This is a genomic window from Gaoshiqia sediminis, from assembly GCF_025907915.1.
GTDB lineage: Bacteria > Bacteroidota > Bacteroidia > Bacteroidales > Prolixibacteraceae > Gaoshiqia > Gaoshiqia sediminis.
Map to the genome: position 1 here is coordinate 1 of NZ_JAPAAF010000036.1, position 23152 is coordinate 23152.

Annotated in this window: 20 protein-coding genes; 12 read left to right on the top strand and 8 right to left on the bottom strand. The window is 48.4% G+C overall.

What is annotated here, in order from left to right:
- The first annotated feature begins 347 nt into the window (after positions 1 to 347).
- Together N2K84_RS16780 and tnpA are read left to right on the top strand one after the other, a co-directional pair.
- Complete coding sequence (locus tag N2K84_RS16780; RefSeq protein ID WP_282592988.1) at positions 348 to 545, top strand: hypothetical protein; 198 nt, start codon at positions 348 to 350, stop codon at positions 543 to 545.
- A gap of 1435 nt (positions 546 to 1980) precedes the next feature.
- On the top strand, positions 1981 to 2427 hold the full coding sequence (tnpA, locus tag N2K84_RS16785; RefSeq protein WP_282592989.1) for an IS200/IS605 family transposase: 447 nt from the start codon (positions 1981 to 1983) through the stop codon (positions 2425 to 2427).
- Positions 2428 to 2635: 208 nt separating this feature from the next.
- Here the strand turns inward: tnpA and hcp are convergent, their stop codons facing one another.
- Together hcp and N2K84_RS16795 are read right to left on the bottom strand one after the other, a co-directional pair.
- Positions 2636 to 4291, bottom strand: a complete 1656-nt coding sequence (gene hcp, locus N2K84_RS16790; RefSeq protein WP_282592990.1) for a hydroxylamine reductase — start codon at positions 4289 to 4291, stop codon at positions 2636 to 2638.
- A 194-nt stretch (positions 4292 to 4485) separates the two neighbouring features.
- The gene (locus N2K84_RS16795) at positions 4486 to 5373 is read right to left on the bottom strand and encodes an ATP-binding protein (protein WP_282592991.1); all 888 of its coding nucleotides are present in this window, start codon (positions 5371 to 5373) and stop codon (positions 4486 to 4488) included.
- Between the two features lie 81 nt (positions 5374 to 5454).
- Between N2K84_RS16795 and N2K84_RS16800 the strand changes: the two genes are divergently transcribed.
- Positions 5455 to 6129 carry a Crp/Fnr family transcriptional regulator gene (locus N2K84_RS16800; RefSeq protein ID WP_282592992.1) on the top strand — a complete coding sequence of 225 codons (675 nt, stop codon included), beginning with the start codon at positions 5455 to 5457 and terminating at the stop codon, positions 6127 to 6129.
- Between the two features lie 69 nt (positions 6130 to 6198).
- On the opposite strand, the gene N2K84_RS16805 is transcribed toward N2K84_RS16800, so the two are convergent.
- Positions 6199 to 8559, bottom strand: coding sequence for a GH92 family glycosyl hydrolase (locus N2K84_RS16805; RefSeq protein ID WP_282592993.1), 2361 nt, complete (start codon positions 8557 to 8559; stop codon positions 6199 to 6201).
- A gap of 44 nt (positions 8560 to 8603) precedes the next feature.
- Positions 8604 to 9299 (bottom strand): basic secretory protein-like protein, encoded by a 696-nt coding sequence (locus N2K84_RS16810; protein ID WP_282592994.1) that lies wholly within the window; start codon positions 9297 to 9299, stop codon positions 8604 to 8606.
- Positions 9300 to 9522: 223 nt separating this feature from the next.
- Here N2K84_RS16810 and pgeF point away from each other — a divergent pair, with 223 nt between their 5' ends.
- The gene (pgeF, locus tag N2K84_RS16815; protein ID WP_282592995.1) at positions 9523 to 10293 is read left to right on the top strand and encodes a peptidoglycan editing factor PgeF; all 771 of its coding nucleotides are present in this window, start codon (positions 9523 to 9525) and stop codon (positions 10291 to 10293) included.
- A 95-nt stretch (positions 10294 to 10388) separates the two neighbouring features.
- Here pgeF and N2K84_RS16820 read toward each other — a convergent pair whose 3' ends face one another.
- A complete protein-coding gene (locus N2K84_RS16820) occupies positions 10389 to 11210 on the bottom strand; it encodes an aldo/keto reductase (protein ID WP_282592996.1) in 822 nt (273 codons plus the stop codon).
- Positions 11211 to 11437: 227 nt separating this feature from the next.
- Between N2K84_RS16820 and N2K84_RS16825 the strand changes: the two genes are divergently transcribed.
- From N2K84_RS16825 to N2K84_RS16835, 3 genes are all read left to right on the top strand, one after another.
- A complete protein-coding gene (locus N2K84_RS16825; protein WP_282592997.1) occupies positions 11438 to 12685 on the top strand; it encodes an aspartate kinase in 1248 nt (415 codons plus the stop codon).
- 176 nt (positions 12686 to 12861) lie between these two features.
- Positions 12862 to 13350, top strand: coding sequence for a hypothetical protein (locus N2K84_RS16830; RefSeq protein WP_282592998.1), 489 nt, complete (start codon positions 12862 to 12864; stop codon positions 13348 to 13350).
- Positions 13351 to 13437: 87 nt separating this feature from the next.
- Positions 13438 to 14733 (top strand): efflux RND transporter periplasmic adaptor subunit, encoded by a 1296-nt coding sequence (locus N2K84_RS16835; protein WP_282592999.1) that lies wholly within the window; start codon positions 13438 to 13440, stop codon positions 14731 to 14733.
- Between the two features lie 41 nt (positions 14734 to 14774).
- On the opposite strand, the gene N2K84_RS16840 is transcribed toward N2K84_RS16835, so the two are convergent.
- Positions 14775 to 15929 (bottom strand): carboxypeptidase-like regulatory domain-containing protein, encoded by a 1155-nt coding sequence (locus N2K84_RS16840; RefSeq protein ID WP_282593000.1) that lies wholly within the window; start codon positions 15927 to 15929, stop codon positions 14775 to 14777.
- A gap of 297 nt (positions 15930 to 16226) precedes the next feature.
- On the opposite strand from N2K84_RS16840, the gene N2K84_RS16845 reads away from it, so the two are divergent.
- Both N2K84_RS16845 and N2K84_RS16850 read left to right on the top strand, forming a co-directional pair.
- On the top strand, positions 16227 to 16883 hold the full coding sequence (locus N2K84_RS16845; protein ID WP_282593001.1) for a hypothetical protein: 657 nt from the start codon (positions 16227 to 16229) through the stop codon (positions 16881 to 16883).
- Between the two features lie 125 nt (positions 16884 to 17008).
- Positions 17009 to 17608, top strand: coding sequence for a 3-keto-disaccharide hydrolase (locus tag N2K84_RS16850; RefSeq protein ID WP_282593002.1), 600 nt, complete (start codon positions 17009 to 17011; stop codon positions 17606 to 17608).
- A 129-nt stretch (positions 17609 to 17737) separates the two neighbouring features.
- Here the strand turns inward: N2K84_RS16850 and N2K84_RS16855 are convergent, their stop codons facing one another.
- Together N2K84_RS16855 and N2K84_RS16860 are read right to left on the bottom strand one after the other, a co-directional pair.
- Positions 17738 to 19075 (bottom strand): deoxyguanosinetriphosphate triphosphohydrolase, encoded by a 1338-nt coding sequence (locus tag N2K84_RS16855; protein WP_282593003.1) that lies wholly within the window; start codon positions 19073 to 19075, stop codon positions 17738 to 17740.
- A 39-nt stretch (positions 19076 to 19114) separates the two neighbouring features.
- Complete coding sequence (locus N2K84_RS16860; protein WP_282593004.1) at positions 19115 to 19831, bottom strand: M48 family metallopeptidase; 717 nt, start codon at positions 19829 to 19831, stop codon at positions 19115 to 19117.
- Between the two features lie 44 nt (positions 19832 to 19875).
- Here N2K84_RS16860 and N2K84_RS16865 point away from each other — a divergent pair, with 44 nt between their 5' ends.
- The 3 genes from N2K84_RS16865 to N2K84_RS16875 all read left to right on the top strand — a co-directional run bounded on the left by N2K84_RS16865 (position 19876) and on the right by N2K84_RS16875 (position 23138).
- Positions 19876 to 20580, top strand: a complete 705-nt coding sequence (locus N2K84_RS16865) for a hypothetical protein (protein WP_282593005.1) — start codon at positions 19876 to 19878, stop codon at positions 20578 to 20580.
- 570 nt (positions 20581 to 21150) lie between these two features.
- A complete protein-coding gene (locus N2K84_RS16870) occupies positions 21151 to 21876 on the top strand; it encodes an ABC transporter ATP-binding protein (protein WP_282593006.1) in 726 nt (241 codons plus the stop codon).
- Between the two features lie 11 nt (positions 21877 to 21887).
- Positions 21888 to 23138: an ABC transporter permease gene (locus N2K84_RS16875; protein WP_282593007.1), complete on the top strand. Its 1251-nt coding sequence runs from the start codon at positions 21888 to 21890 to the stop codon at positions 23136 to 23138.
- Positions 23139 to 23152 lie beyond the last annotated feature (14 nt).

Consider the following 23152-nt stretch of genomic DNA (forward strand, 5'->3'; position numbering starts at 1 on the left):
GGATTTGCACCAATATTGATCAGAGTGGCTGGTCAGGCAATCCTGAACAGCCGGGTTGGGATGTTTATAGAATTGGCATATGCCGCAACGGTGCGCCCCCATCCGGGGCCGAATTTCTCACCGACATGCTCTTTCTATAAACATACGATGCCTCCGGCATCAAATTGGATCAATTGGGAGCCTTTAGCCCGCACTTCGCCGCCGCTTTGTAATTGGTGTCTTGCCCGTCACAGCAAACTTTTGCATTTTCAAAGTATAGGGGACGGAGGGGTACGCTTTATAGAAACGCACCAGCCCGGGGTTTTTTGTGGCCAATTTTTTGTAATTTTGTTATAAACAAAAGAAATATGGCAACAGTAATTATAAACGAAAAAACAAAAGTAGGAAAGGCCCTTATTGAGTATCTGAAAAATACCGGTCATGCTACAATTATTGAAAAATCACCGGCAGTTGACAGCGTAACAAAAGGACTTTCAGAGCTTAATCAGGTATTGAAAGGTAAAAAGAAAGGCACTCCTGCCCGTAAATTCCTGTCTGAGCTATGACCGATGTAATTTTGCTTGACAACTTTAAACACGACGCAAAACGCTTGGTGTAAAATAATATATTACCGACGGAGTATTCCAGCCATATATTGTAGCCCTGCCTTCACTGGTGGGGCTTTTTTCGTTATGCCCCAAGCTGGCGCCGCTTTGTAATCCCGATCTGGCAGGATATCGGTGTTGGACCCCGAAGTCTTGCCGTTGCCCCGGGAGACACGCATGTTGCTCTGCGAAACCCTGCCGCGGATGCGCGGCAAGGTCTTGTTGACTGGAGAGATCATGCCGTTGATGCGCGGTGGGCCCGTGTTGCGTTTCGAAACCTTGCCACAGCTCCGGGGGAAGCCGTTGTTGCGTTGAGAAACCCTGCCGTGCGTCAGCGGGAAGGCCTTGTTGCGTTGCGAAATGTTGCCCCGTGGCTGGTCCGGATTCAACCACGTTGTGGTTGTTGGCACATCGGCAACCCGCGACCACGTATTTCATCCCCCATACATTCCATCCCCATGCATTCCATCCCCATGCATTTCATACATGGCTATTCACATTTAATCGCTTCGCGATTTTTGCGGTGGTTTGAATGGCCTGGTGCAATGCAACGACAACGGGTGAAACCCGTTAAATGTGAATAGCCATAGGTGCAACCTGTGGATGTGGTGAAACCTGAGGTTTCAATGCGCTCCGCGGCCCGCAACCCAGGGACGGGGTTGAATCTGGAATAAACGATATCACATTCTAATTTAGCCACATTCGTGGTTGTTGCCCCCGATTGTCATTTTTCCCCATACATTCCATCCCCATGCATTCCATACATGGCTATTCACATTTAATCGCTTCGCGATTTTTGCGGTGGTTTGAATGGCCTGGTGCAGTGCAACGATAACGGGTGAAACCCGTTAAATGTGAATAGCCATAGGTGCAACCTGTGGATGTGATGAAACCCGAAGTGTCAATGCGCTCCGCGGCCCGCAACCCCGGGACGGGGTTGAATATGGAATAAACGATATCGCATTTTAATTTAACCACATTCGTGGTTGTTGTCCCCGATTGCCATTGTTCCCCATGCATTCCAACCCCATGCATTTCATACATGGCTATTCACATTTAATCGCTTTGCGATTTTTGCGGTGGTTTGAATAGCCTGGTGCAATGCAACGATAACGGGTGAAACCCGTTAAATGTGAATAGCCATAGGTGCAACCTGTGGATGTGGTGAAACCCGAGGTGGCAATGCGCTCCGCGGCCCGCAACCCCGGGACGGGGTTGAATATGGAATAAACGATATCGCATTCTAATTTACCCACATTCGTGGCTGTTGCCCCCGATTGTCATTGTTCCCCATGCATTCCAACCCATGCATTCCATGCATGTCTATTCATATTTAATCGCTTCGCGATTATAAAAAAAATGCTAAATGATTGGTATATTTATAGAAAACAAAGCTATGAGTACCTATACACAAATCCTTTATCAAATCGTTTATAGCACCAAAAACCGGGAACAAACGCTGTTAGAACCCAATCGGGAAGAACTCTATAAATACATTTGGGGAGTTCTGAAAAACAAAGATTGTCACCTATACCGAATTGGGGGTGTTGATGACCACATCCATATTGTAACTCATATCCATCCATCAGTTTCGTTGGCATCGCTTGTAAAAGACATTAAATTATCCAGTTCAGGTTATATCAAAACCAATCGGCTATTTCCGGATTTCAACGGCTGGCAAAACGGGTATGGTGGTTTCACTTATTCATTTAAAGACAAGGATCATTTGATTGGATATGTGAAAAAACAGGAGCAACACCACAAAACAGTAACTTTTAGAGATGAATTGATTGAATTACTGAAAGATCATGGAATTGAGTTTGATGAGAAATATTTGTTATAAACTCTTCTCGCTTGCGCCGATCTGTGTCGGTGTGCAATTCAATAGAATTGGAATTTTATTTTTGCAGGATAAGGCACACATTACAAATTTGCTTTGGACGGGGCGGGATCCGCGACAGCCGTAAAGCACGAAAGGGCGTCCTTGCGGACAGCCCTCCCGTTTTCTACCTTCCAATCATTCACTCAACCTATCATGAAAATCAGTTTGCTTAGGCTACTTCGCCCAGGAACAGTTTCATATCTTCATCCACGGTAGTGATTCCGGCAATGCCGAAGTTTTGTACCAGTACGTTGGCCACGTTTGGCGACAGGAATGCCGGCAGGGTTGGTCCAAGGTGGATGTTTTTCACGCCCAGGTACAGCAGGGCCAGCAATACGATCACCGCTTTTTGTTCGTACCAGGCAATGTTGTAGGCGATGGGCAGATCGTTCACATCTTCCAGTTCGAAGATTTCTTTCAGTTTCAGCGCTACCACGGCCAGTGAGTACGAGTCGTTGCACTGTCCGGCGTCGATCACGCGCGGGATGCCGTTGATGTCGCCCAGGGGCAGTTTGTTGTAGCGGTATTTGGCGCAACCGGCTGTCAGGATCACGGTATCCTGCGGCAGTTTTTGGGCAAACTCGGTATAGTATTCGCGGCTCATCATGCGGCCATCGCAACCGGCCATCACAAAGAACTTACGGATGGCGCCGGTTTTTACGGCTTCAACAATCGGTCCGGCCAGTTCGAATACTTGGTTGTGGGCAAATCCGCCGACAATCTCGCCACTCTCGATTTCAGTAGGGGCAGCGCATTTTTTTGCATGCTCAATAATGGCCGAGAAATCTTTCATCTCGCCTGGTTTGCGGTCGGGGATGTGCATCGATCCGGCCAGTCCGCTGGCGCCGGTGGTGTAAATGCGGTCTTTGTACGTTGCTTTTTCCAGTGGCGGAACAATGCAGTTGGTGGTGAACAGGATCGGTCCGTTGAAGGTTTCGAATTCTTCTTTTTGTTTCCACCAGGCATTTCCGTAGTTACCTACCAGATGCTTGTATTTTTTGAATTCCGGATAGTAGTTGGCGGGCAACATTTCGCTGTGGGTATATACATCCACACCGGTACCTTCGGTTTGTTTCAGCAGGTCTTCCATGTCGCGCAGGTCGTGGCCCGAAATCAGGATCGCGGGGTTGTTGCGCACACCGATGTTCACTTTGGTCACTTCCGGGTTTCCGTAGGCCGAGGTGTTGGCAGCGTCGAGCAGGGCCATCACGTCCACACCGAATTTACCGGTTTCGAGGGTCAGGTTAACCAGTTCGTCAACCGACAGATCTTTGGTAGTGGCAGCCAGGGCATCTTGCATAAAGTCGAAGATTTCCTGTTTTTCGTGGTTCAGGTTGTAAGCGTGTTCGGCATAGGCAGCCAATCCTTTCAACCCGTAAATAATAAGTTCTTTCAGCGAGCGAACATCTTCGTTCTTTTCGCTCAAAACGCCTACTTCTTGTGCTTTGGCTTCAAATTCGTCGCCGGTTGAGGCAGTCCAGTGCAGCGATTCGTGAGCGCCAACCGATAGGCCTGCTGCTTCTACTTTGGCTTTCAGTTCGTCGCGGAGTTTCAGCATCCGTTTAATGCGGATCACAAATGCGGTATGGTCGAAGTTGGCATTGGTGATGGTACTGAACAGACCGTCGAAGATGGCTTTGTTTACGCTTTTTTCAGCCTTGCCGACTGTTTGTAACTGGCCGTTCAGGATGGCGATTCCTTTCAAAACGAATAGCAGGGTGTCCTGCAAATTGGCCACGTCGCTGGTTTTTCCGCAAACGCCTTTAATGGTACATCCAATTCCTTTTGATGCCTCCTGGCACTGATAGCAAAACATGTTTTCCATAACTAAATTCTATTAATATTTAATTTTTACTTTTTTAAAAATTCCAAAGACTCTTGAGCCGGGTCATCCTGAACTTGTTGCAGGTTCTGCTTTTAATAAACATCTTTCCTGTCGTAAACAGATTCCGAAACAAGTTCGGAATGACCTCAACTGGTTAAGATGGCAGAAATAAGAACGTTTCCGGCGTAGTCTGTCTAAATCCACTCTTCCGACAGGATGTCGCCTTTGATTCCGACCACAATTTCTTTTACCGGAACTTTGCGTTTGGCTTGCTGTGCCGCAATCTGCACCAGTTGGGTGAGGCCGCCGCAGCAAGGAACTTCCATAATAACCAGGGTGATGGTGTTTATACGGGAGTCGTCGATTAAACGACGTATTTTTTCCACATAAATTTCTTTTCCTGAGTCGAGTTTCGGGCAAGCGATGACCAGTTTTTTTCCGCGAATGAAGGTGCGGTGAAAGTCGCCGTGGGCAAACGCAGCGCAGTCGGCAGCGATCAGCAAATCAGAGCCTTGAAAATATCCGGCAGCCGGGTTGATCAAATGTAATTGTACGGGCCATTGTTGCAGTTCCGATTGTCCGGCTGGGGCTGCCACTTCCGGCGCCATCATGAAGGCGGGGCGTTCGAAGCTTACCGGCGCCGATCCGGGGCATCCGCCCGAGGCGCATCCCGACGAGGCTTGTGCCTGCGGTTTGCTGTTGTGTACCTGATTGATTACGTAAGCAACATCCAGCTCCAGGCTGTCCTCGTTGGCTTTCAGGTACCGGACTGCTTCTTGCAAAAAGCCGGTTTCGCCATGATCTTTCAGGTGTTTGAGGTGGGCAATGACCAGGTTCTCGCCTTTTGAAACCATTTGTTGAATCACAGCTACTTCATCGTATTCTTCAGCTTCGCGTTTTTCAATCTCAATAGCGCCTTGCGGACAATGGCCAAGGCAGGCCCCCAACCCGTCACACATCAACTCGCTAATCAGCCTGGCCTTGCCATCAATCACCTGTAAGGCTCCTTCGTGGCAGTTGGGGATGCACAATCCGCAACCATCGCACAACTCTTCGTCTATCTTAACTATTTCGCGTATCATCTTTTTTCTGTTATTTTCCACAACAAAAGTAGGGCGGCACTGTTCCTCTTTTTGTATCATTTATTACAAACAACGCATTTTATGATCGATTTTGAGTTACTGGCCAAGTCGCCGGTTTTTATGGGATTGACCCCTGACCGGCTATCCGGTATTTTTGAGGATGTACATTACCAGATTAAGCGGTTTGATAAAAACGAGTTGGTTGTTCATGCCGGCGACGAGTGTTCAAGCCTGGTGATTGTTCTATCGGGCAGTGTGAAAGGCGAAATGGCCGATTATACCGGGAAAACCATTAAGATTGAGGATATAGAAGCGCCCCGGCCGCTGGCAGCGGCTTTTTTGTTTGGAAAGAACAACCGTTTCCCGGTAACGGTGCTGGCCAACAACGAGGTGGAACTGCTCTACATCCCAAAGCCCGAATTTTTAAAGCTGTTGCAAAAGGATCAGCGTATCCTGACCAATTACCTGAATTCCATTTCGTCGCGGGCGCAATTCCTTTCGTCACGGATTAAGTTCCTTTCATTTAAAACCATCCGGCAAAAGATTGCCCATTATCTGCTCGATTTGGCTGGCGACCGGCTGGCAGTAGTTGAGCTGCCGCTGTCGCAGGCCCAGCTGGCCGAGTTTTTTGGGGTGACGCGCCCGGCCCTGGCCCGCGCTATGGGCGAGATGGACCAGGAAGGTTTTATCGAGGTACAGCGTCGGTCGGTCCGCATTTTGGACAAGCAAAAGATGAATGATTTGTTGAAGGGCTAGTGAATGAACGACCGAAGCCATCCGTCGTGAGGCAGATGGCTTCGGTGCGCTTTTACTGTGGGGGACAAATCAATTTTCGTTTGTGGCGATCGAATAGGGCTTGCTTTCCTTTCCGGTTCCCCATTTTTTGTTGGGTTTTCCGGCCATGTTGAAGATGAGTTCGCCGCCATTCATCACATCTTCGTGGGTGATGTAGGTTTTGTGCCACGGTTTTCCGTTAAGTGTTACCGACTGAATGTAAATGTTCTTATCCGTTAAACTGTTGGCTTTCATGGTGAATGTTTTACCCTCGCCGACGTCGATCGTCGCTTCGTTCACACAAGGACTGCCAATGACGTATTCGTTGGTTCCGGGACAAACCGGGTAAAAACCCATCGAACTGAAAATGTACCAGGCCGACATCTGTCCGCAGTCGTCATTTCCACACAACCCGTCGGGCTTGGGGTTGTATTTGGTGTTGATGATCTGGTGAATCTTCTCGGCTGTTTTCCAGGGGGAACTGGTCCAGGCGTACAGGTAGGGCACATGGTGGCTGGGTTCATTCCCCTGCACATAGCCGCCAATAATTCCAACACGGTCAATGTCTTCCGATTCCTCAAAAAACTCATCCGGCAAGTGCATTTCAAAGAGCGAATCGAGCCGCGAGATGAACTTCTTTTCGCCCCCCAGCAACTGCATGTATCCGGCCACATCCTGCGGTACATAGAATGAATAATTCCAGGCATTTCCTTCAATGTAGCCCTCGCCGGTTGTTTTCAGCGCGTTGAAAGGTTTTTTCCATTCGCCGGTCGAAAGTTTTGCACGGATAAAGCCAACCTCCGGATCAAACAGGTTTTTGTAGTATTGAGCACGTTTCAGGTAAGCTGCGGCTTCTTCTTTTTTCCCAAGAGACTGAGCCATTTTGGCGATTGTCCAGTCGTCGTATGCGTATTCCAATGTCAGCGAAGCGGAGTTGTTCACGTTGTCGAATGGCGCATAACCGTATTTCATGTACTCGCCAATGCCATCGTAACTGTTGTGGGTGGACGACTTGATGACGGCTTCAAAAGCCTTGTCGATGTCGTAGTCGCGAATGCCTTTCAGGTATGCATCCACCATTACCGGAACGGCGTGGTAACCGATCATGCACCAGTTTTCGTTGTTAAAGTGCGACCAAACGGGCAACAGGTGGTGAACGCTTTGTTCGTAGTGCTTGATCATCGATTTCACCATGTCGTTGGCCCGTTTTGGCTGGAGCACAGTGAACAGCGGGTGAAGCGCACGGTAAGTGTCCCACAGTGAGAAAACCGTGTAGTTGGTGAATCCGTCTGCTTCATAAATGTTCTGGTCCAACCCGCGGTATTTGCCATCCACATCGTTGTAAGTAATCGGGTTGATGAACGCGTGATACAATGACGTATAGAAAGCCACCATCTTTTCATGACCGGCTTTAATTTTTACTTTCTCCAGTTCTTTCTCCCACAGGTTGCGGGCTTCGGTTTTTGTCTTTTCAAAATCCCAGTGAGGAATTTCCGCTTCCAGGTTTTTCCGGGCACCTTCGGTGCTTACCGCCGAAAGTGCAAATTTGATTTTCACCGGTTGGCCATCCGCCACATCAAAGTCGAAATAATTAACCATCTCTTTCGCTTCCATTTGCGGGAAGTTTTTTGTTTCATCGAACTTGCGCCAAAAGCCCTTGTAAACAAGCTTCTCGTTGCTTTTCATCCCGTATTCTTTGATCGGTTTCGAAAAGCTCATCGCGAAATACAGGTAGCGGTTACGGGCCCATCCCCGTGTGATGCGGTAGCCGGTTACCAGCGTGTCGTTTTCAACCCGAACCGATGCCCAGATTACTTTCCCGTCATAATTGTAGATGTTGTAATTCATATCCAGAATGATATGGCCAACATCGGTTTTTGGGAAAGTGTATTGATGAAGACCGGTGTGTGTGGTGGTCGTCAGTTCGGCGGTGATATTGTCATCCTCGAGCAGAACTTTGTAGTAGCCGGGGCTGGCACTTTCCTGTTCGTGGCTGAACCGGGACCGGTAGCCTGTTTCGGGGTGTTCAGTTGTTCCGGGATTCAGTTGTAGTTTACCGGTAGTCGGCATAATCAGGAAATCACCCAAATCGGAGTGACCGGTGCCGCTAAAATGGGTGTGCGCAAAGCCCACGATGGTTGGATCGGTGTATTGGTAACCCGCACAGTAGCGGTACACCTCGCCATTATAACGGCCATTTACACTGTAGGGAATGGTATCGGTTTCGGGGCTGAGCTGCACCATCCCGAACGGAACGGTGGCGCCGGGAAAGGTGTGTCCCATTTCTTGTGTCCCGATAAACGGATCGACATAATCGCATAAACTGGTTGAGGCATTTTGAGCTTGGCTGGTCGCAGCCATTGAACAATAAAGGACCAGCATTCGGCTGAAACGGACAAAATATTTCTTCATAATCTTGTTTGAAAGAATTTTTACCGGTTAACGTTTGGTTGATTTCAGATGGTTGGGTTTGCTTGGTATTCTTCCCACAATTCGGCAGTTGTTTTTCCGGTTAGTTTTACCCACACCTCATCGGAATATTTATGGTCCCGCATGATTTTATCCATTTTCTCCACGAACTTTTTATTCTTGTTTTGTTCAATCCAGACAAAAAAACGGGCCGTTATCCGGTACGAGTTGTCGTAATTCTGGTTTTCGGTTACATCGGGCAACGACCAACCTGCTTTGGCATTATCCAACCCGAACCTGAAGCGCACGTAATCGGCAATGCCTTCGGTGACCCACCAGGGGCCTGACCCATGGCCGTAAGCCTGCACAATGTGCATAACTTCGTGTGTCACCACGTCAATATCATTCGGGTGTTTGTCGAACCATTGCGGGCTGTACACGACCTGGTTGCCTGAAGTGGCAGCAACGCCGTCGTAAGCGGGATCGACCACAAAAGTAACCGTGCGGGTTGAGCCCGGATTATATTTTTTGCACAACACAGGGTAAACCTGAAAGAAAGTTTCTTGTAATTTTTGAGATAAATCGGTGCTGAAACCGGCTTCTTTGTTGATGAAAATAAGTGTATAGCCAGATTGGTTGATCGTATCCGCATGGACAGAAGCATTATCGGTTACTGATTTTTTGCTGTGAGCAAAGATAAATGCAGGTAAAGCCAGTAGTAGCAAAATAATAATCGTTTTCATAGGTGCGGGTGTGTTTTTAATTCGGGTAATAAAATGTTTTCCAACGAGAAAATAAAAATGAGCTATTTTACATCAATACGACTTCTGCGTTGTTTTTACTCATAGGTAATCATGCAATTTTGTTGATTCAGGGCAATTTTGTGCGGGCTGGAAAAGGTACTTTTGTGCCCGTTCCGGGTAGATGAGGGAATAAATATGCAAAACGCCTTTGAAAATCAGATATATGAAAGTAATACAAGCAAACTCGAAGCAGTTTTTCCAGTTCGACCACCTTGCGAAAGTTGGTGTGCTTCATTTTACCTCTACCCGGCATGGCTGGGGAAGAGATGGATATTCGCGTTTTACCGGTGACCAGGCTGACGAGTATGCGTCTTTTCGCCACGAGCTTGCCCGGTCGTTACAGATAGCGGCAGAACAGTTTGTTTTTCCGCGCCAGGTGCACGGCGATCAGGTGATGGTGGTGGATGGGCCCATTCAGTCTGCGGATGTCCCCGATACGGATGCGCTGATCACCAACCAGCCCGGGATTTGCATTTGCGTGCAGACGGCCGACTGTGTTCCCATCCTGTTGTTCGACCCGGTGCAACGGGTAGTTGCTGCCGTACATGCCGGTTGGCGGGGAACTGTCAACAAAATCGTGGCCAAAACCATTCATGCCATGCAGCGTAATTTCGACTCGCAGCCCGAGGATATCCTGGCGGGCATCGGCCCTTCCATCCATTTACATGCGTATGAAGTTGGGGAAGAAGTGATGGTGGCTGTGCGCGAGAGTTTTCCCGACCACCGGGGCCTGCTGAAACCTGCCGACAACGCGCATAAAGCCTACTTCGATTTGTGGGAAGCTAACCGGATCGTGATGATCAATTCGGGCGTGCTTGCCCAAAACATCGAGGTAATGGGATTTTGCAGCTATTCGCACGAGCCATTGTTTTATTCCTATCGGCGCGAGGGAGTCAAGACCGGGCGTATGGTGTCCGGCATCATGCTGAAGTAATTTTTTCTGTCCCGCGGGATTAACGAAAAAAGAAAGGTTTGCCGCGGCCTGAATGATGGCCGGAAAACCTTTCTTTTTTAGGAAGTCTTTCCCGGTTAAAAGTCCACATGAAAGGGGTCGGGGCCAATCCGTTTGCCTTGGTCCAAGGCGTCGATCTTGACCATGTCTTCTTCCGACAACTCGAAATCAAATATTTCGGCGTTGATTTTTATCCGCTCCGGGGTCACCGATTTCGGAATGGTAACCACGCCTTTCTGGATGTCCCAGCGCAGGGTGATTTGTGCCGGTGATTTTTGGTATTTGGCGGCAAGCGCCTTCAGTACCGGAATTTCGTTTACCCGCCCTTTCATGATCGGGCTCCAGGCTTCGGGCTGAATTTGGTGGCTTTTGCAAAATTCGAGCAGCGCGGGTTGCACCAGCTCGGGGTGGAATTCGTACTGGTTGACCATGGGTTTAATCCGGCAACCTTTCATCAGGTCTTCGAGGTGAGGTATCATGAAGTTGCTCACACCGATGGCCTTTACCCGACCGCTGTCATACAATTCTTCCAGGGCCGTCCAGCTTTCGTGCGAGCTTTCACCTTTTGGCCAGTGCACCAGATAGAGGTCGAGATAATCGGTTTGCAGCTTGTTCAGGCTTTCGTCAAAAGCGCGCAGGGTGTTATGGTAACCTTGGTCGGAGTTCCACACTTTTGATGTGAGAAACACCTCCTCGCGGGGCAGTTCGCTTTCGCGAATGGCTTGCCCAACGCCGTTTTCATTTTTGTAAACGGCAGCCGTATCGATGCTTCGATAGCCTACTTCCAGTGCATATTTTACGGCGTTGATCACCTCGCTGCCTTCTTTCGATAAAAAAACGCCCAGGCCCAGAACAGGCATCTCCAACCCATTGCTAAGTTTTACAGATGGATGTGTCATATTAAAATTGTTTTTCAGGATTAACATTGCAACGACAGAAACTGTTCGGATGAATGAGGGTTGAAAGTACAGAAAATTCACCACTCGGGGAAATGCGGATTGTGGCCAGGCGTCAATCGGTTGATAATTAGATTACCGACAACTTAATCAGCTTTTTTTAAAAGCTGTTTTAACTTCCTTTGAATTAGCTATTTTTGCCCGGTAGAAAATGGTATAAAATTATTAGCATGAAGGTATTCAAATTTGGGGGCGCCTCTGTCAGTTCGGCGCCAGCCATTAATAATGTGGCGACTATTATCGACATGTACCCAGGCAAAAAGGCCATTGTGGTTTCAGCCATGGGAAGTACAACCAACGCGCTGGAAGACCTGGTCCGCAGTTATTTCAAAAAAGACAATAAGAAAGCGGAGATTTTTCAACAGATCAGGAACTACCACGATGGGATTATCCGTGAACTGGGTATTTCCGAAGAAAATCTGGGGCAGGTGAATGAGCTTTTTGAGCAGCTGGAGGAGCGGTTGGAGCGCACACCGTCCCTGCAATTTGATTATGAATATGACCAGTTGGTTTGTTATGGCGAGCTGATTTCAACAGCCATTATTTCGGCGTTCCTGAATGAAAAAGGCTTGAAAAACAAGTGGGTGGACATTCGCGAAAGCCTGCGCACCGACGAAACCTACCGCGAGGCCATTGTGGATTGGAAATGGTCGGCCATGCTGGTCAACAACAATTTTAGCTTTAATGGTGTCGATTTGTATGTTACCCAAGGGTTCATCGGATCAACCACCACCAACCAAACTACCACGCTGGGACGCGAAGGTTCCGACTTCACGGCAGCCATTTTGGGAAATTTGCTGAACGCCGAAAGCGTGACCATCTGGAAAAACGTTCCCGGCGTACTGAATGCCGATCCGGTGGATTTTCCCGAAACCGAAAAACTGGAAGAGCTTTCGTACAAAGAAGCGATTGAATTGTCGTATTCCGGGGCAAAGGTCATTCACCCAAAAACCATAAAGCCGTTACGGAACAAAAACATTCCCTTGTGGGTGCGTCCGTTCGATTATCCCGATCAGGCCGGAACAGTTATCCATGAAGTGGGGCACCAACTCGATCTGGTTCCGGTGTATATCCTGAAAAAGAAGCAGGCGCTGGTTACCCTTTCGCCCGACGACTTCTCGTTTATCAGCATCGATGTGTTGTCGGAGGTATTTGCCTTATTTAAGAGCCGCCGCATCAAGGTAAACCTGATCCAGCAGTCGGCCATCGACTTGTCGCTTTGCGTTGACGAGCCCGAAGTGGGCCTGGAGTCGCTGGTGGTGGAGCTGCGCAAGAAATTCGATGTGCGCTACAATACCGGCTTAGTGCTGGCAACCATCCGGTTTTATAACGATGCCTCACTGGCAAAGATGAAAGATGGACGCCAGGTGTTTATGGAACAAAAGAGCCGTCGTACAGCCCGTTTAGTGCTGAAATAATTGAGAGTTTTTTTTAGAAAAGCTTCTTCTAAGAGAACCAATGACTTGCAGGTAATTATTAACTGGCAGGGTCATTGGTTTTTTCTTTTTCCAGGGAATTGCCAATGAATATTTTTCCGTAACTTGTGAGTGTGGTAAATTATTCACGGATAAATAATCTTCAAAAACCCAGGCATATGACTACTCCTTCCGGAAACCTTTACAAGTTTATGTCGATTCTCGGACTACTGTTATTTTTTTCCTGCGTGCTTTTGCCTGCCATTTTCCTCGAACTGAATATCCGCGAAACCAATCAGGTGAGGCGCAATTTGGTCCAAATGGGGCAGGAGCGCGAATCGCTGATCAACCGGATTAAAATTTACGAAGAAGAACTGGCAGCAAACGACAGTCTGGCGGCAACGCCCGAATTTATGGAGATGCGGAAAGAGTTGGAGCGATGCCGGGCCGAAATTGATTTGCGGACCAAGCAGCTTAACCTGGAAAAAGATTTGTACGATGAGCAACAGCTTCGGGAAAGATCCATTCATCCGGTGATGTTGGGAGCTCTAGTTATCAGTGCCTTGCTTCTTGTTGCCGGGATGCTGGGCTGGTATTTTCGGGTGCAACGCCCGTTAAACCGACTTATCCGACGAGAATTGCGGCGGGAAAACCCACCGGGAACCTGACTTCAATAAGATCATTCCGGTTATCCAAGTTTGCTGATTTTCCGAACGGAATTGTTATCGCAACTTACGGTCAAAAAAACCAAGCTCATGCAAAAAACTGCAAAAAAGAAAAACAAGCGACTGCCTTATGCCATTGGCTTTTTGGTTGTGGTGATTATCGTCCTGCTGGTTGGTAAGAAACAAGGGTGGTTCGGAAAAGAATTTGAAGTGAAAGTGGTGACCCAGGTTGTCGAGAGCCGGACTATCACAGAACTGATTACGGCCAATGGGAAAATTCAACCAGAGACCGAGGTGAAGATCAGCCCCGATGTTTCGGGCGAAATTATCGAATTGCACGTGGAAGAGGGCGATGTGGTAACGGCAGGTCAGCTGCTGATGGTTATCAAACCCGATCTGTACGTGCAGGCACTTAACCGGGCCGAGGCTTCCTTAAATTCGTCGAAAGCCTACCTGGCCCAAGCCGAAGCTCGTTTAATAGAAAGTGAGCTGGCTTTTAAAAGGGCGCAAACGTTGTTTGATCAGCAGGCTATTGCCCCTTCGGACTTTGAAACGGCCCAGGCTGCCCACAAAGTGGCCGAGGCGGAAGTGCGGGCAGCCGGCTTTTCAGTAAAATCGGCCGAAGCCGGTGTTGCCGAAGCCAATGAACAGCTGATAAAAACTAAAATTTATGCTCCGATGGACGGCACCGTTTCGCGGCTGAATGTGGAAAAGGGTGAACGTGTGGTGGGAACCAATATGTATGCGGGAACCGAAATGATGGTGGTTGCCAACCTCGATCGCATGGAGGTGAAGGTGGATGTGAATGAAAATGACATTGTGAAGGTGACGAGAAATGATACAGCGCTGGTGGAAGTAGATGCGTACTTGAAACGGAAATTTACCGGTCTGGTTACCGAAATAGCCAACTCGGCGAACACGGTGGGCAGCACCAGCGACCAGGTAACCACCTTTGATGTGAAAGTGCTTTTGCTTCAATCATCTTATGCCGATTTAATGGACTCTGCGGGGGTGAACCGTTCGCCTTTCCGACCGGGCATGTCGGCTACGGTGGACATACAAACCGAAACCCGTCCGCATGTCATTTCTGTGCCCATCCAGGCAGTTACCACCCGTGTCGCCAACGAAGGGGAGAAGAACGAAGCAGCGGAAGTGGCCGGGAAAGACGATAAAGAAGAACTGGTTTTTGTGCTCAAGGATGGCCGGGCCTGGAAGCGACCGGTCGTTACCGGTATTCAGGATAATACGAACATTGAGATTCTTGAAGGCCTGCAGGTTGGCGATGAAATTATTACCGGGCCCTTCAATATCGTTAGCCGCACCCTGAAAGACAGTATGTTGGTAAAACCTGTTGACGAGAAGGAGTTGTTTAAGTCAAAAACATAGCGCTCATCCAACCCGCTGCAGTAATTTTAAGTTCCTTGCCTTTATTTCTTTTCTGCGTGAAAACTTTTCCAGAAGCTTTCGATGTATGTGGTATTTTCAAAATAGTCTCGCCCGACTATTTTTTCGGGGGCGTTCGTTCGTTTTAATACCCCGGCTTTGCGGGAATACGATACCTGTTCCCCTTTTTCGTTGGCGTAGGTTTTGTCGCAGTCGAGATAACTCAGCGCGTATTTTCCGTCTTGTTGTTGGTAGAGGCTGGTCAGGTGGTAACGTACCTGCCGCTGCTCCTGGCTATTCGTAAAAAGCGAACGGTTTTGGCTGTTGTTCTTAGTGGCTTCGATGACCATTTCGTTGCGCACCAAGGCGTAGTTGCTTTTCAAAATGTACATTTTCCCATCCAACCGGGTAGCATAAAAGTCGCCGGTATGTGCCAGGTTCGGCTGGTTGGTTTTGTACGAGATCACCCAAACCGAATCGCCATTGTATGCGCTAATTCCTTCCAGGTGAAGATCAAAATCATTCAGCAACGGTTCGGCAAAAATGGTGTTCGACAGGCGTGCCAGATCCATTTCCAGTAATTCGTCAAACCCGGTTTGTCCCGATGGGAACGAGTATGGTTCAAAGTTTCGGTTTACCTGGGTGAAGCGGTAATTGCGGCTCGCAAAGGCGTCTGTGATCGACGGGTTTTGATAGCCGGCTTCATCGTACAAGTCAACAATAGCTTCGCGGATGATGGGTTCGGCTTCCTCAACCTGCATCGTTTCCAGGTAATGAAAGGTCAGTCCGAGTGGTCCCTTCTGAAAGATGGCCGGTACTTGTTTCGCGGCAGTCCTGATCACCCGGAACAGTACCCGCGATTGGGCAGCCACATCGATCCCTTCGATGCTGTAGGTTTGTTCCTTCAGCGCAATGCGGTTGAAATCCTGTTTCAGCAGATCGGTCACCGCGAAGGTCACATTTTCGTAACCCACAGCCGAAACGTACAGTTTTTCACCATAAAACTCCTCGGGCACTTTCAGCTCAAAAAAACCTTGCAGATTACTGGCGGTTCCGTAATACGTACCTTCAATACCAATATTGGCATAGGCCACTCCTTCTTGTGTGTCGGCGTCAACAATGCGGCCTTTCAGCGTTTGGGGCTGCGCAAAAACTTGTGCTGTTATCAGTAAAAAAAGAATAAAGATGGTTCGTCTCATGCGCTGTCAATTTTAAGATGGTTCATTTTCCTAAAGTCAGGTAAAGGTGTTTTCGTTATCCTGCAAATGTTGTGGCGCGGAGGCCGATTTTTTTTGCTGAATGATTTTTCCTACTTTAGGTACCGTTGTTTAAAACGCCCGGATGGTAAAAAAATTACCGGCGAAATAACATCTTTCGATGGATGGCGTTTTGAGTACAAGCACCGAACTTAGGAAAAAATCTGTTGATAATGAAACGAACACCTGCCAAATGAAAAACAACCTGAGGTAAGCAACGGTGTTCAAAAAACGAAAAATATGAGGACAAAGACATTGCTTTTATGGATGACAATAGGAAGTATGGGGATGACAGCCTGTGTTTCCAAGAAGAAATTTGTGGAGATGGAATCATCGAAATTGCGGGCCGAACAGCGGGTGCGCGAGCTCACCGGCGAAAACGAAGCCAAAGCCACCCGCATCGGGCAGATGATTGCCGACTTTGAAAAGATGAAACAGGAGTTGTTGGAAAGCAATGCCCAAAAAGATCAACTGATCACCAACCTGAACGGACAAATCAATGCCTTAAATTCCAACGTGAAGGAAAAAGATGCCACGATTGAAGAAAAGCTGTATGCTTTTGAATACGAAAAGCGGAGGCTGGAAGAAGAGCTGGCTACCGGCAAATCGGCACAGGTTGCCCTTCGGGCCGAAAACGAATCGCTGTCGGGTGAGCTCAACCAGACGAAAAACCAGTTGTCCGATCTTCAGTTTGACCTGAAACGCAAAAAGGACGAGGCCGAACGTTTGGAGCAACAACGGCTGCTGAAGGATAAAGAATATGAAGCGCAGGAAGTACAACTCTCCCGGTTGAAAGCCGAAATACAGCAGTTGAAAAACCAGCTTCAGGAGAAGGATGAAACCATTGAACGGCTCAACAACAATGTCAACTTGCTGAAAAGGGAGTTGGGGAAATAGAGCAAGGCAAAAGGAAAAAGCTAAAAGGCAAAATTCAGGAAAAGAGAAAGGCGAAGAAGGCAAAGATGGAGGAAATGATTTTTTGCAGGAAATAAACGGATTTTCAACCCTAACCATAAACCAGTATGAAACGATTTCTTTACCTCATCGGCCTGTTGGCAACTTCGGCCGTGCTGACTGCACAGGAGCAACCCAAGGCGTTATTTAATGGCGAAAACCTGGATGGCTGGCTCATTCATGGTACCGAGAAGTGGTACGTTGAGGATGGCGAGCTGATTTGTGAAAGCGGGCCTGACAAGGCTTACGGCTACCTGTCAACCGAAAGATGGTACGATGATTTTGAGCTGGAGCTGGAATTTAAACAGGAAGCCGATGGCAACAGCGGCGTGTTTTTCCGTTCCACTTTTGAAGGCACAAAGGTGACCGGCTGGCAGGTGGAAGTGGCGCCTCCCAACCACGATACGGGCGGCATTTACGAATCGTACGGGCGGGGCTGGCTTTACCAGATTCCGGACGAAGATGATGTTCACCTGAGCATGGGCGATTGGAATCTGTTGAAAATTCGACTGCAAGGTGGTCGCGTAACTACCTGGCTGAATGGTCACCAGCTATGCGACCTGGACGATCCGAAAATAGCGAAGGGCAAAGGGGCCATCGCCCTGCAAATCCACGATGGCGGCGGCATCAAAGTGCGCTGGCGCAATATCCGAATCACGGAGTTGTGACAGATCTAAGCTGTAAGTTCCGGGTTTCAAGTTCCAAGTTTCAAGTTCCAAGTTCCAAGTTCCAAGTTCCAAGTTCCAAGTTCAGAGTTGTTCATGCCTTAATGACACCCAATGACCAATTACCAATCATCATCCAATTACCGGCAGGTTGATGCCTTTGATTTTTCGGTATAAATCCAGCGCGTACAGGTCGGTCATGCCGGAAACGAAATCGATGACCGACTGGATTTTTTCGTAACTTGTTTGATGGTCGCCCCGGTATTGCAGGGGCATGAGCGACAGCAGGCGCCTCGACAGGCCAGCCTTGGGAGAAAGTACCGCGGTGATAAATTCATCGAGTAGGGTGCCCAGAATCCGGTAACCCGCCATTTCAATTTCAACGACCGAGCGGTCACGGTAGATTTTTTTTACCGACAGCGGGCCAATTTCCTCCATGGCCATTTTTGAACTGCCACCCACCTGGGTGATCAGCGCCGATTGGAAAGTTCCCTCCAGGATAGCGGCTTGCTGTTCTTCAAACACCCGGATGCATTCGTGTACCAGTTTATTGATTACCCCGGCACGCAGGTAGGCAATGCGCTCATTCTGGTCGGTCACAACCTTAAATGTCTTTTCAATCTTGTCGAACAGATGCTTGTCCCGCTGTTCATCATAGAAATTCAAAAACAGTTGTTTGGTGGTTTTGTAGTCCAGGATCTTCAGCTTGTGGGCGTCTTCCAGGTCCATAATCTGGTAGCAGATGTCGTCGGCAGCCTCCACCAGAAAAACCAGCGGGTGGCGGACAAATTTCATCGGGTTGCTTTCCAATTGGATGATACCCAGCTCCCGGGCAATATCGTGGTACAGGTTTTTTTCGGATTGAAAAAAGCCAAACTTGGGTTTGCTCACCCCCACCGATTCGAACGGGTATTTTACAATCGAAGCCAGCGTGGTGTAGGTGAGGGCAAAGCCGCCTTCGCGCCGTCCTTCAAACTGGTGCCCCAACAGGCGCAGGGCATTGGCATTCCCGTCGAAATACAGAAAGTCGCTCCATTCCTCGGGCGACACCAGCATTTCCAGGGTTTTCCCGTTACCTTCCCTGAAATAATTAGAGATGGCTTCTTCGCCGGCATGGCCAAAGGGCGGGTTGCCCATGTCGTGGGCCAGGCAGCCTGCTGAAACCACGGCGCCCAACTCATACAGCAACGGGCTTTTTTCGCCCGATTGGATCAGTTTTTCCGACAGGATGTTGCCCAGTGAGCGGCCTACGCTGGCCACTTCGAGCGAGTGGGTGAGGCGGTTGTGCACAAAAATGCTCCCCGGCAACGGAAAAACTTGTGTTTTGTTTTGCATCCGGCGAAAGGGCGACGAGAAAATAATGCGGTCGTAGTCGCGCTGAAACTGTGTTCGGTTATACAGGTCTTCTTCTTTCACAGCCGGGCCTTTGCCCAGCCGTCGTGTCGATATCAATTGGTTCCAGTTCATCATAGCGTTCGTGTTTTGTCCAATGCGGTTTGGGTTTGTACGTTAAAAAATGTCCACATGGTACTTGTTCAGTTCTTTATCCAGGCTTTTGGCGCCCGGGCAGATTTGCTCCAGCAGCTTCCAGAAACCGGGCCCGTGGTTTTTCTCTACCGTGTGTGCCAGCTCGTGCAGCAGCACATAGTCGATCATTCGGTCGGGCAGGCGCATCAGGTGCAGGTTCAGGTTAATATTATTTATGGAGGAGCAACTTCCCCATCGGCTTTTCACATGTTTTACATACACGTTTCCGAACACCAGCCCATGGCGTTTGGCCAGTTCATTGAGGCGTACCGGCAAATAAACTTTCGCTTCCTGTCGCATGACATGTACAATGGCCCGGCGTATAAACTGCTGTATATCGGCTCGTTGATGATCCTGCTGGCGAGGAACATTAATCTGGATGACGCCATTCCCCACCAGCCCTGAAACTTTTGTATGATCAACGGGTATAACTTTCAGGGAATGAAATTTTGTTTTAAAACAGTTACCGGAACCAAATATGGTTAAACCGGCTTTAATATCTTGTTGTTGTTTTTGTATCCATTCCAGTTTGGACTTTACAAAGTCGATCGCTTTTTGTTCGGAACCCAAAGCCGGCATGGATACGTGGACCTGGCCATCGGGTTTTACCCGTAGCCGTATCCGGTGGGAACGGTGACTTTTTGTGATCCGTACCGCCCCGATGGGGTCAACATGATAGTATGTATCCGTCGTTGTCATGAAGTATTGACGACGAAGATAGTGAATCCCACAAAAATTGAGATATGGAACTAAAAAATGCAATTCAAGTATTCGGTACCCTTACCAAACAGGAACCTGTTTTTACGATTGATGAAAAAGTTCTTCCCGGGACTTTGGTTTTTGAAGCCCTGGCGCCTTTTCCCGGTTACTATAACGATGGACCCGATGCCACCAAGCCAATTTACATGTATCCGGCCCTGGCGCAACAGTACACCCTGATGGATGTTCTTAAGGCGACCGAAAAGGTGGAGAAGGTTTTTCATGAAACCTTTGATGCCGGGAAAGGTGTTATTCAGGTTTATGACCTAAGCTATCAAGTGCTCCGTATCAGGCACCTCAACCGGTACGACCTGATCGGCCAGTTGCAGCAAGCTTATGAGGAACATGGAATATTGTTCCTGAAAAAACATAAAAAGTACATGGAAGAATCGGTCCAAATCAACCTCGAAAAGTTCTTTAATCTGACTCCACTGGACGAAGGCATTTACCTGGACAACAAAGAAGATTACCATGCCTACCTGGAACTTCCGAAAGAGCACAGTTGGAAGGAATTTAACGAGCTGACCGACCGCGTGAAGTACAATTGGGAAGAGAGCAAGTTCGATGCCGCCATGGGGGCTTTCTATTACCAAGATCGACTGCACGATTTTGTGCGGATCTATTCCAACAAACTGGATCTGGAATATTTGAAATGTTTGCGTAAGTTGTATCTCGAAAAAATAAAGTAATTCACAGGCTCCGGTTGAAACGATAAGCCGGGTCGTCAACGTATCCAAGATTAGTTTTTTATTGACATAGTACGAAAGATGTCATCGCCTGCGGGGGGTGGCATTTTTTTGTATCCTACAGCCAGGCACCTCCTTCTCCTTTCTTAATCCGATTCCTCAAAACAGTAAAAAAACAAACATGATTCCCGAGAATCAACAATAGGAATGGAAGTGCAGATAAAAAACAGGCTTTAATTTTCTGTTTCCTTTTTGTTTCAAGACAAAGAGTAAAATCCGTCTGATAAGACATTACTTGTAGCAATAGCGTTAGTGCAACATCGCATAAACCACACCGGTGATAGGTTAAAAATAAAGACCCTTTCAGAAAAAAAAGTTGCAAGCTGTAACGTAGGCCCAACTTGGTCGTCCTACTTCATGTAAAACCAGTTGACAAGGTAGTTGGCCATCCATATTACCAGTTCAAAAAAGGCATTTACATGTAAAAATCAACAGTTCATCGAATTAATTCTGCACATGAACGTCTGATTGACCAACTTTGAGGAACAGAAACAGAAACAGAAAACCACAGCCATGATTAAATTAAACAACATCCACAAATCTTATGAGATGGGCAGCAGCAAGCTGCATGTGCTCAAGGGGATTGACCTGGAAATTGAGCAGGGCGAGTTTGTTTCCATTATGGGCTCGTCGGGCTCTGGAAAGTCAACCTTGCTGAACATTCTGGGCATGCTCGATAATTACGACGAGGGCAGTTACCACCTGGCCGGCAAGCTGATCGCCAATATGAGCGAGAAGAAAGCTGCCCGGCTGCGCAACGAAATGGTCGGCTTCGTGTTCCAATCGTTTAACCTCATTTCGTTTAAAAATGCCATGGAAAATGTGGCGCTTCCGCTGTATTACCAAGGTGTGAGCCGCAAAAAGCGCAATGTGATGGCGATGGAATACCTCGACAAGCTGGGGTTGAAACCCTGGGCCGAACACATGCCCAACGAAATGTCGGGCGGACAAAAACAACGGGTGGCCATTGCGCGTGCCTTGATCTCGAAGCCCAAAATTATCCTTGCCGATGAACCTACCGGGGCCCTCGACACCACCACTTCGTACGAAGTAATGGAGATTCTCAAGGAGATCAATGAGATTGGCATCACGGTTATCATCGTCACCCACGAGCACGATATTGCTGCCATGACCCAGAAAATTGTCCGCCTAAAGGATGGCCGGATCCACGAAGTTATCCGCAATGGCGAGCTGAGCGAGTTCCGCTATAAATATTCGAAAGAATTGCAACCTGCCTAAAACGTTAAGCCATGTTTGATATCGATAAGTGGCAGGAGATTTTTGCCACCATCAAAAAGAATAAAATGCGCACGTTTCTGACCGGTTTCTCGGTAGCCTGGGGGATTTTCATGTTGATGATCCTGCTGGGTTCGGGCAACGGGCTGAGCAACGGCGTGGCCAGTAATTTTATGAACGACGCGGTAAACGCTATGTGGATCTGGACGGGCGAAACCACAATTCCCCACCAGGGGTTAAAGACGGGCCGTCCGGTGCAGTTTCATAACGACGATTACGACCTCATCAAATCGCTTTCCGGTGTCGAAACGGCTTCGGGGCGTTACTACATGGGAAATACCCGCTATTCCTATGGCAAGGAGTCGGGCGAATACACCACCGTCACCTGCCATCCGGAGCTGAACACGGTCGAAAACATGGAACTGCTGGAAGGCCGTTTCATCAATTCGGTGGATATCGTGGAAACCCGCAAAGTGGTGGTAATCGGGAAAGACATCAAGGAGGCGCTTTTCAAAGATATTCCGGCGCTGGGTGAGTATGTAAACATCAATAAAGTACCCTTTAAAGTGGTCGGCGTTTGTATAGAGCCCGGTTCAACCAGGAACCGCAATGCCTACATGCCGGTTTCCACGGCCCAGAAAATCTTTAGCGGCGGCAACCGCCTGCATAATTTTGCCGTCACCATCAACGGGCAGACTCTGGAAGAAAGTCAACAGATTGAAGAACGCATCCGCAGCACCTTTGCCCGAAAACTTCGTTTCGACGAAAAAGACGAGAGTGCGCTGGGCATGTACAATAAATTGGAGAACTACATCCAGACGATGCGGATCTTTCAGGCCATTAAAATCTTTATCTGGATCATTGGCATCGGGACGCTCATTGCCGGTATTGTTGGGGTGAGCAACATTATGCTGATTGTGGTGAAGGAGCGGACCAAGGAAATCGGAATCCGCAAGGCGATTGGCGCCAGTCCGGCATCGGTCATTGGTCTGATTTTGCTCGAATCGATCCTGATTACCACCATTGCCGGTTATATCGGATTGGTGCTGGGTACCGGACTGATGGAGGGCATTAACTACATGATGGTACAGTCGGCAGGCGAGGCCGCCCAGCAAGGCGAAACCGTATTTCTGAACCCGACAGTGGATTTTAACGTGGCCGTTGCGGCTACCCTGCTGCTGATTGTTGCAGGCGCCATTGCCGGATATATTCCGGCCAAACGGGCTGCCAGTATTAAACCAATTGTTGCCCTGCGCGACGAATAACCTCAAAACCGAAA

Coding starts and splice junctions, on each gene's coding strand:
- N2K84_RS16810 (WP_282592994.1), bottom strand. CDS start 9,299: ATGAAAACGATTATTATTTTGCTACTACTGGCTTTACCTGCATTTATC.
- N2K84_RS16820 (WP_282592996.1), bottom strand. CDS start 11,210: ATGACACATCCATCTGTAAAACTTAGCAATGGGTTGGAGATGCCTGTT.
- N2K84_RS16800 (WP_282592992.1), top strand. CDS start 5,455: ATGATCGATTTTGAGTTACTGGCCAAGTCGCCGGTTTTTATGGGATTG.
- N2K84_RS16865 (WP_282593005.1), top strand. CDS start 19,876: ATGGAACTAAAAAATGCAATTCAAGTATTCGGTACCCTTACCAAACAG.
- pgeF (WP_282592995.1), top strand. CDS start 9,523: ATGAAAGTAATACAAGCAAACTCGAAGCAGTTTTTCCAGTTCGACCAC.
- N2K84_RS16825 (WP_282592997.1), top strand. CDS start 11,438: ATGAAGGTATTCAAATTTGGGGGCGCCTCTGTCAGTTCGGCGCCAGCC.
- N2K84_RS16830 (WP_282592998.1), top strand. CDS start 12,862: ATGACTACTCCTTCCGGAAACCTTTACAAGTTTATGTCGATTCTCGGA.
- N2K84_RS16875 (WP_282593007.1), top strand. CDS start 21,888: ATGTTTGATATCGATAAGTGGCAGGAGATTTTTGCCACCATCAAAAAG.
- N2K84_RS16845 (WP_282593001.1), top strand. CDS start 16,227: ATGAGGACAAAGACATTGCTTTTATGGATGACAATAGGAAGTATGGGG.
- N2K84_RS16870 (WP_282593006.1), top strand. CDS start 21,151: ATGATTAAATTAAACAACATCCACAAATCTTATGAGATGGGCAGCAGC.
- N2K84_RS16795 (WP_282592991.1), bottom strand. CDS start 5,373: ATGATACGCGAAATAGTTAAGATAGACGAAGAGTTGTGCGATGGTTGC.
- N2K84_RS16780 (WP_282592988.1), top strand. CDS start 348: ATGGCAACAGTAATTATAAACGAAAAAACAAAAGTAGGAAAGGCCCTT.
- N2K84_RS16840 (WP_282593000.1), bottom strand. CDS start 15,929: ATGAGACGAACCATCTTTATTCTTTTTTTACTGATAACAGCACAAGTT.
- N2K84_RS16850 (WP_282593002.1), top strand. CDS start 17,009: ATGAAACGATTTCTTTACCTCATCGGCCTGTTGGCAACTTCGGCCGTG.
- N2K84_RS16855 (WP_282593003.1), bottom strand. CDS start 19,075: ATGATGAACTGGAACCAATTGATATCGACACGACGGCTGGGCAAAGGC.
- hcp (WP_282592990.1), bottom strand. CDS start 4,291: ATGGAAAACATGTTTTGCTATCAGTGCCAGGAGGCATCAAAAGGAATT.
- N2K84_RS16860 (WP_282593004.1), bottom strand. CDS start 19,831: ATGACAACGACGGATACATACTATCATGTTGACCCCATCGGGGCGGTA.
- tnpA (WP_282592989.1), top strand. CDS start 1,981: ATGAGTACCTATACACAAATCCTTTATCAAATCGTTTATAGCACCAAA.
- N2K84_RS16805 (WP_282592993.1), bottom strand. CDS start 8,559: ATGAAGAAATATTTTGTCCGTTTCAGCCGAATGCTGGTCCTTTATTGT.
- N2K84_RS16835 (WP_282592999.1), top strand. CDS start 13,438: ATGCAAAAAACTGCAAAAAAGAAAAACAAGCGACTGCCTTATGCCATT.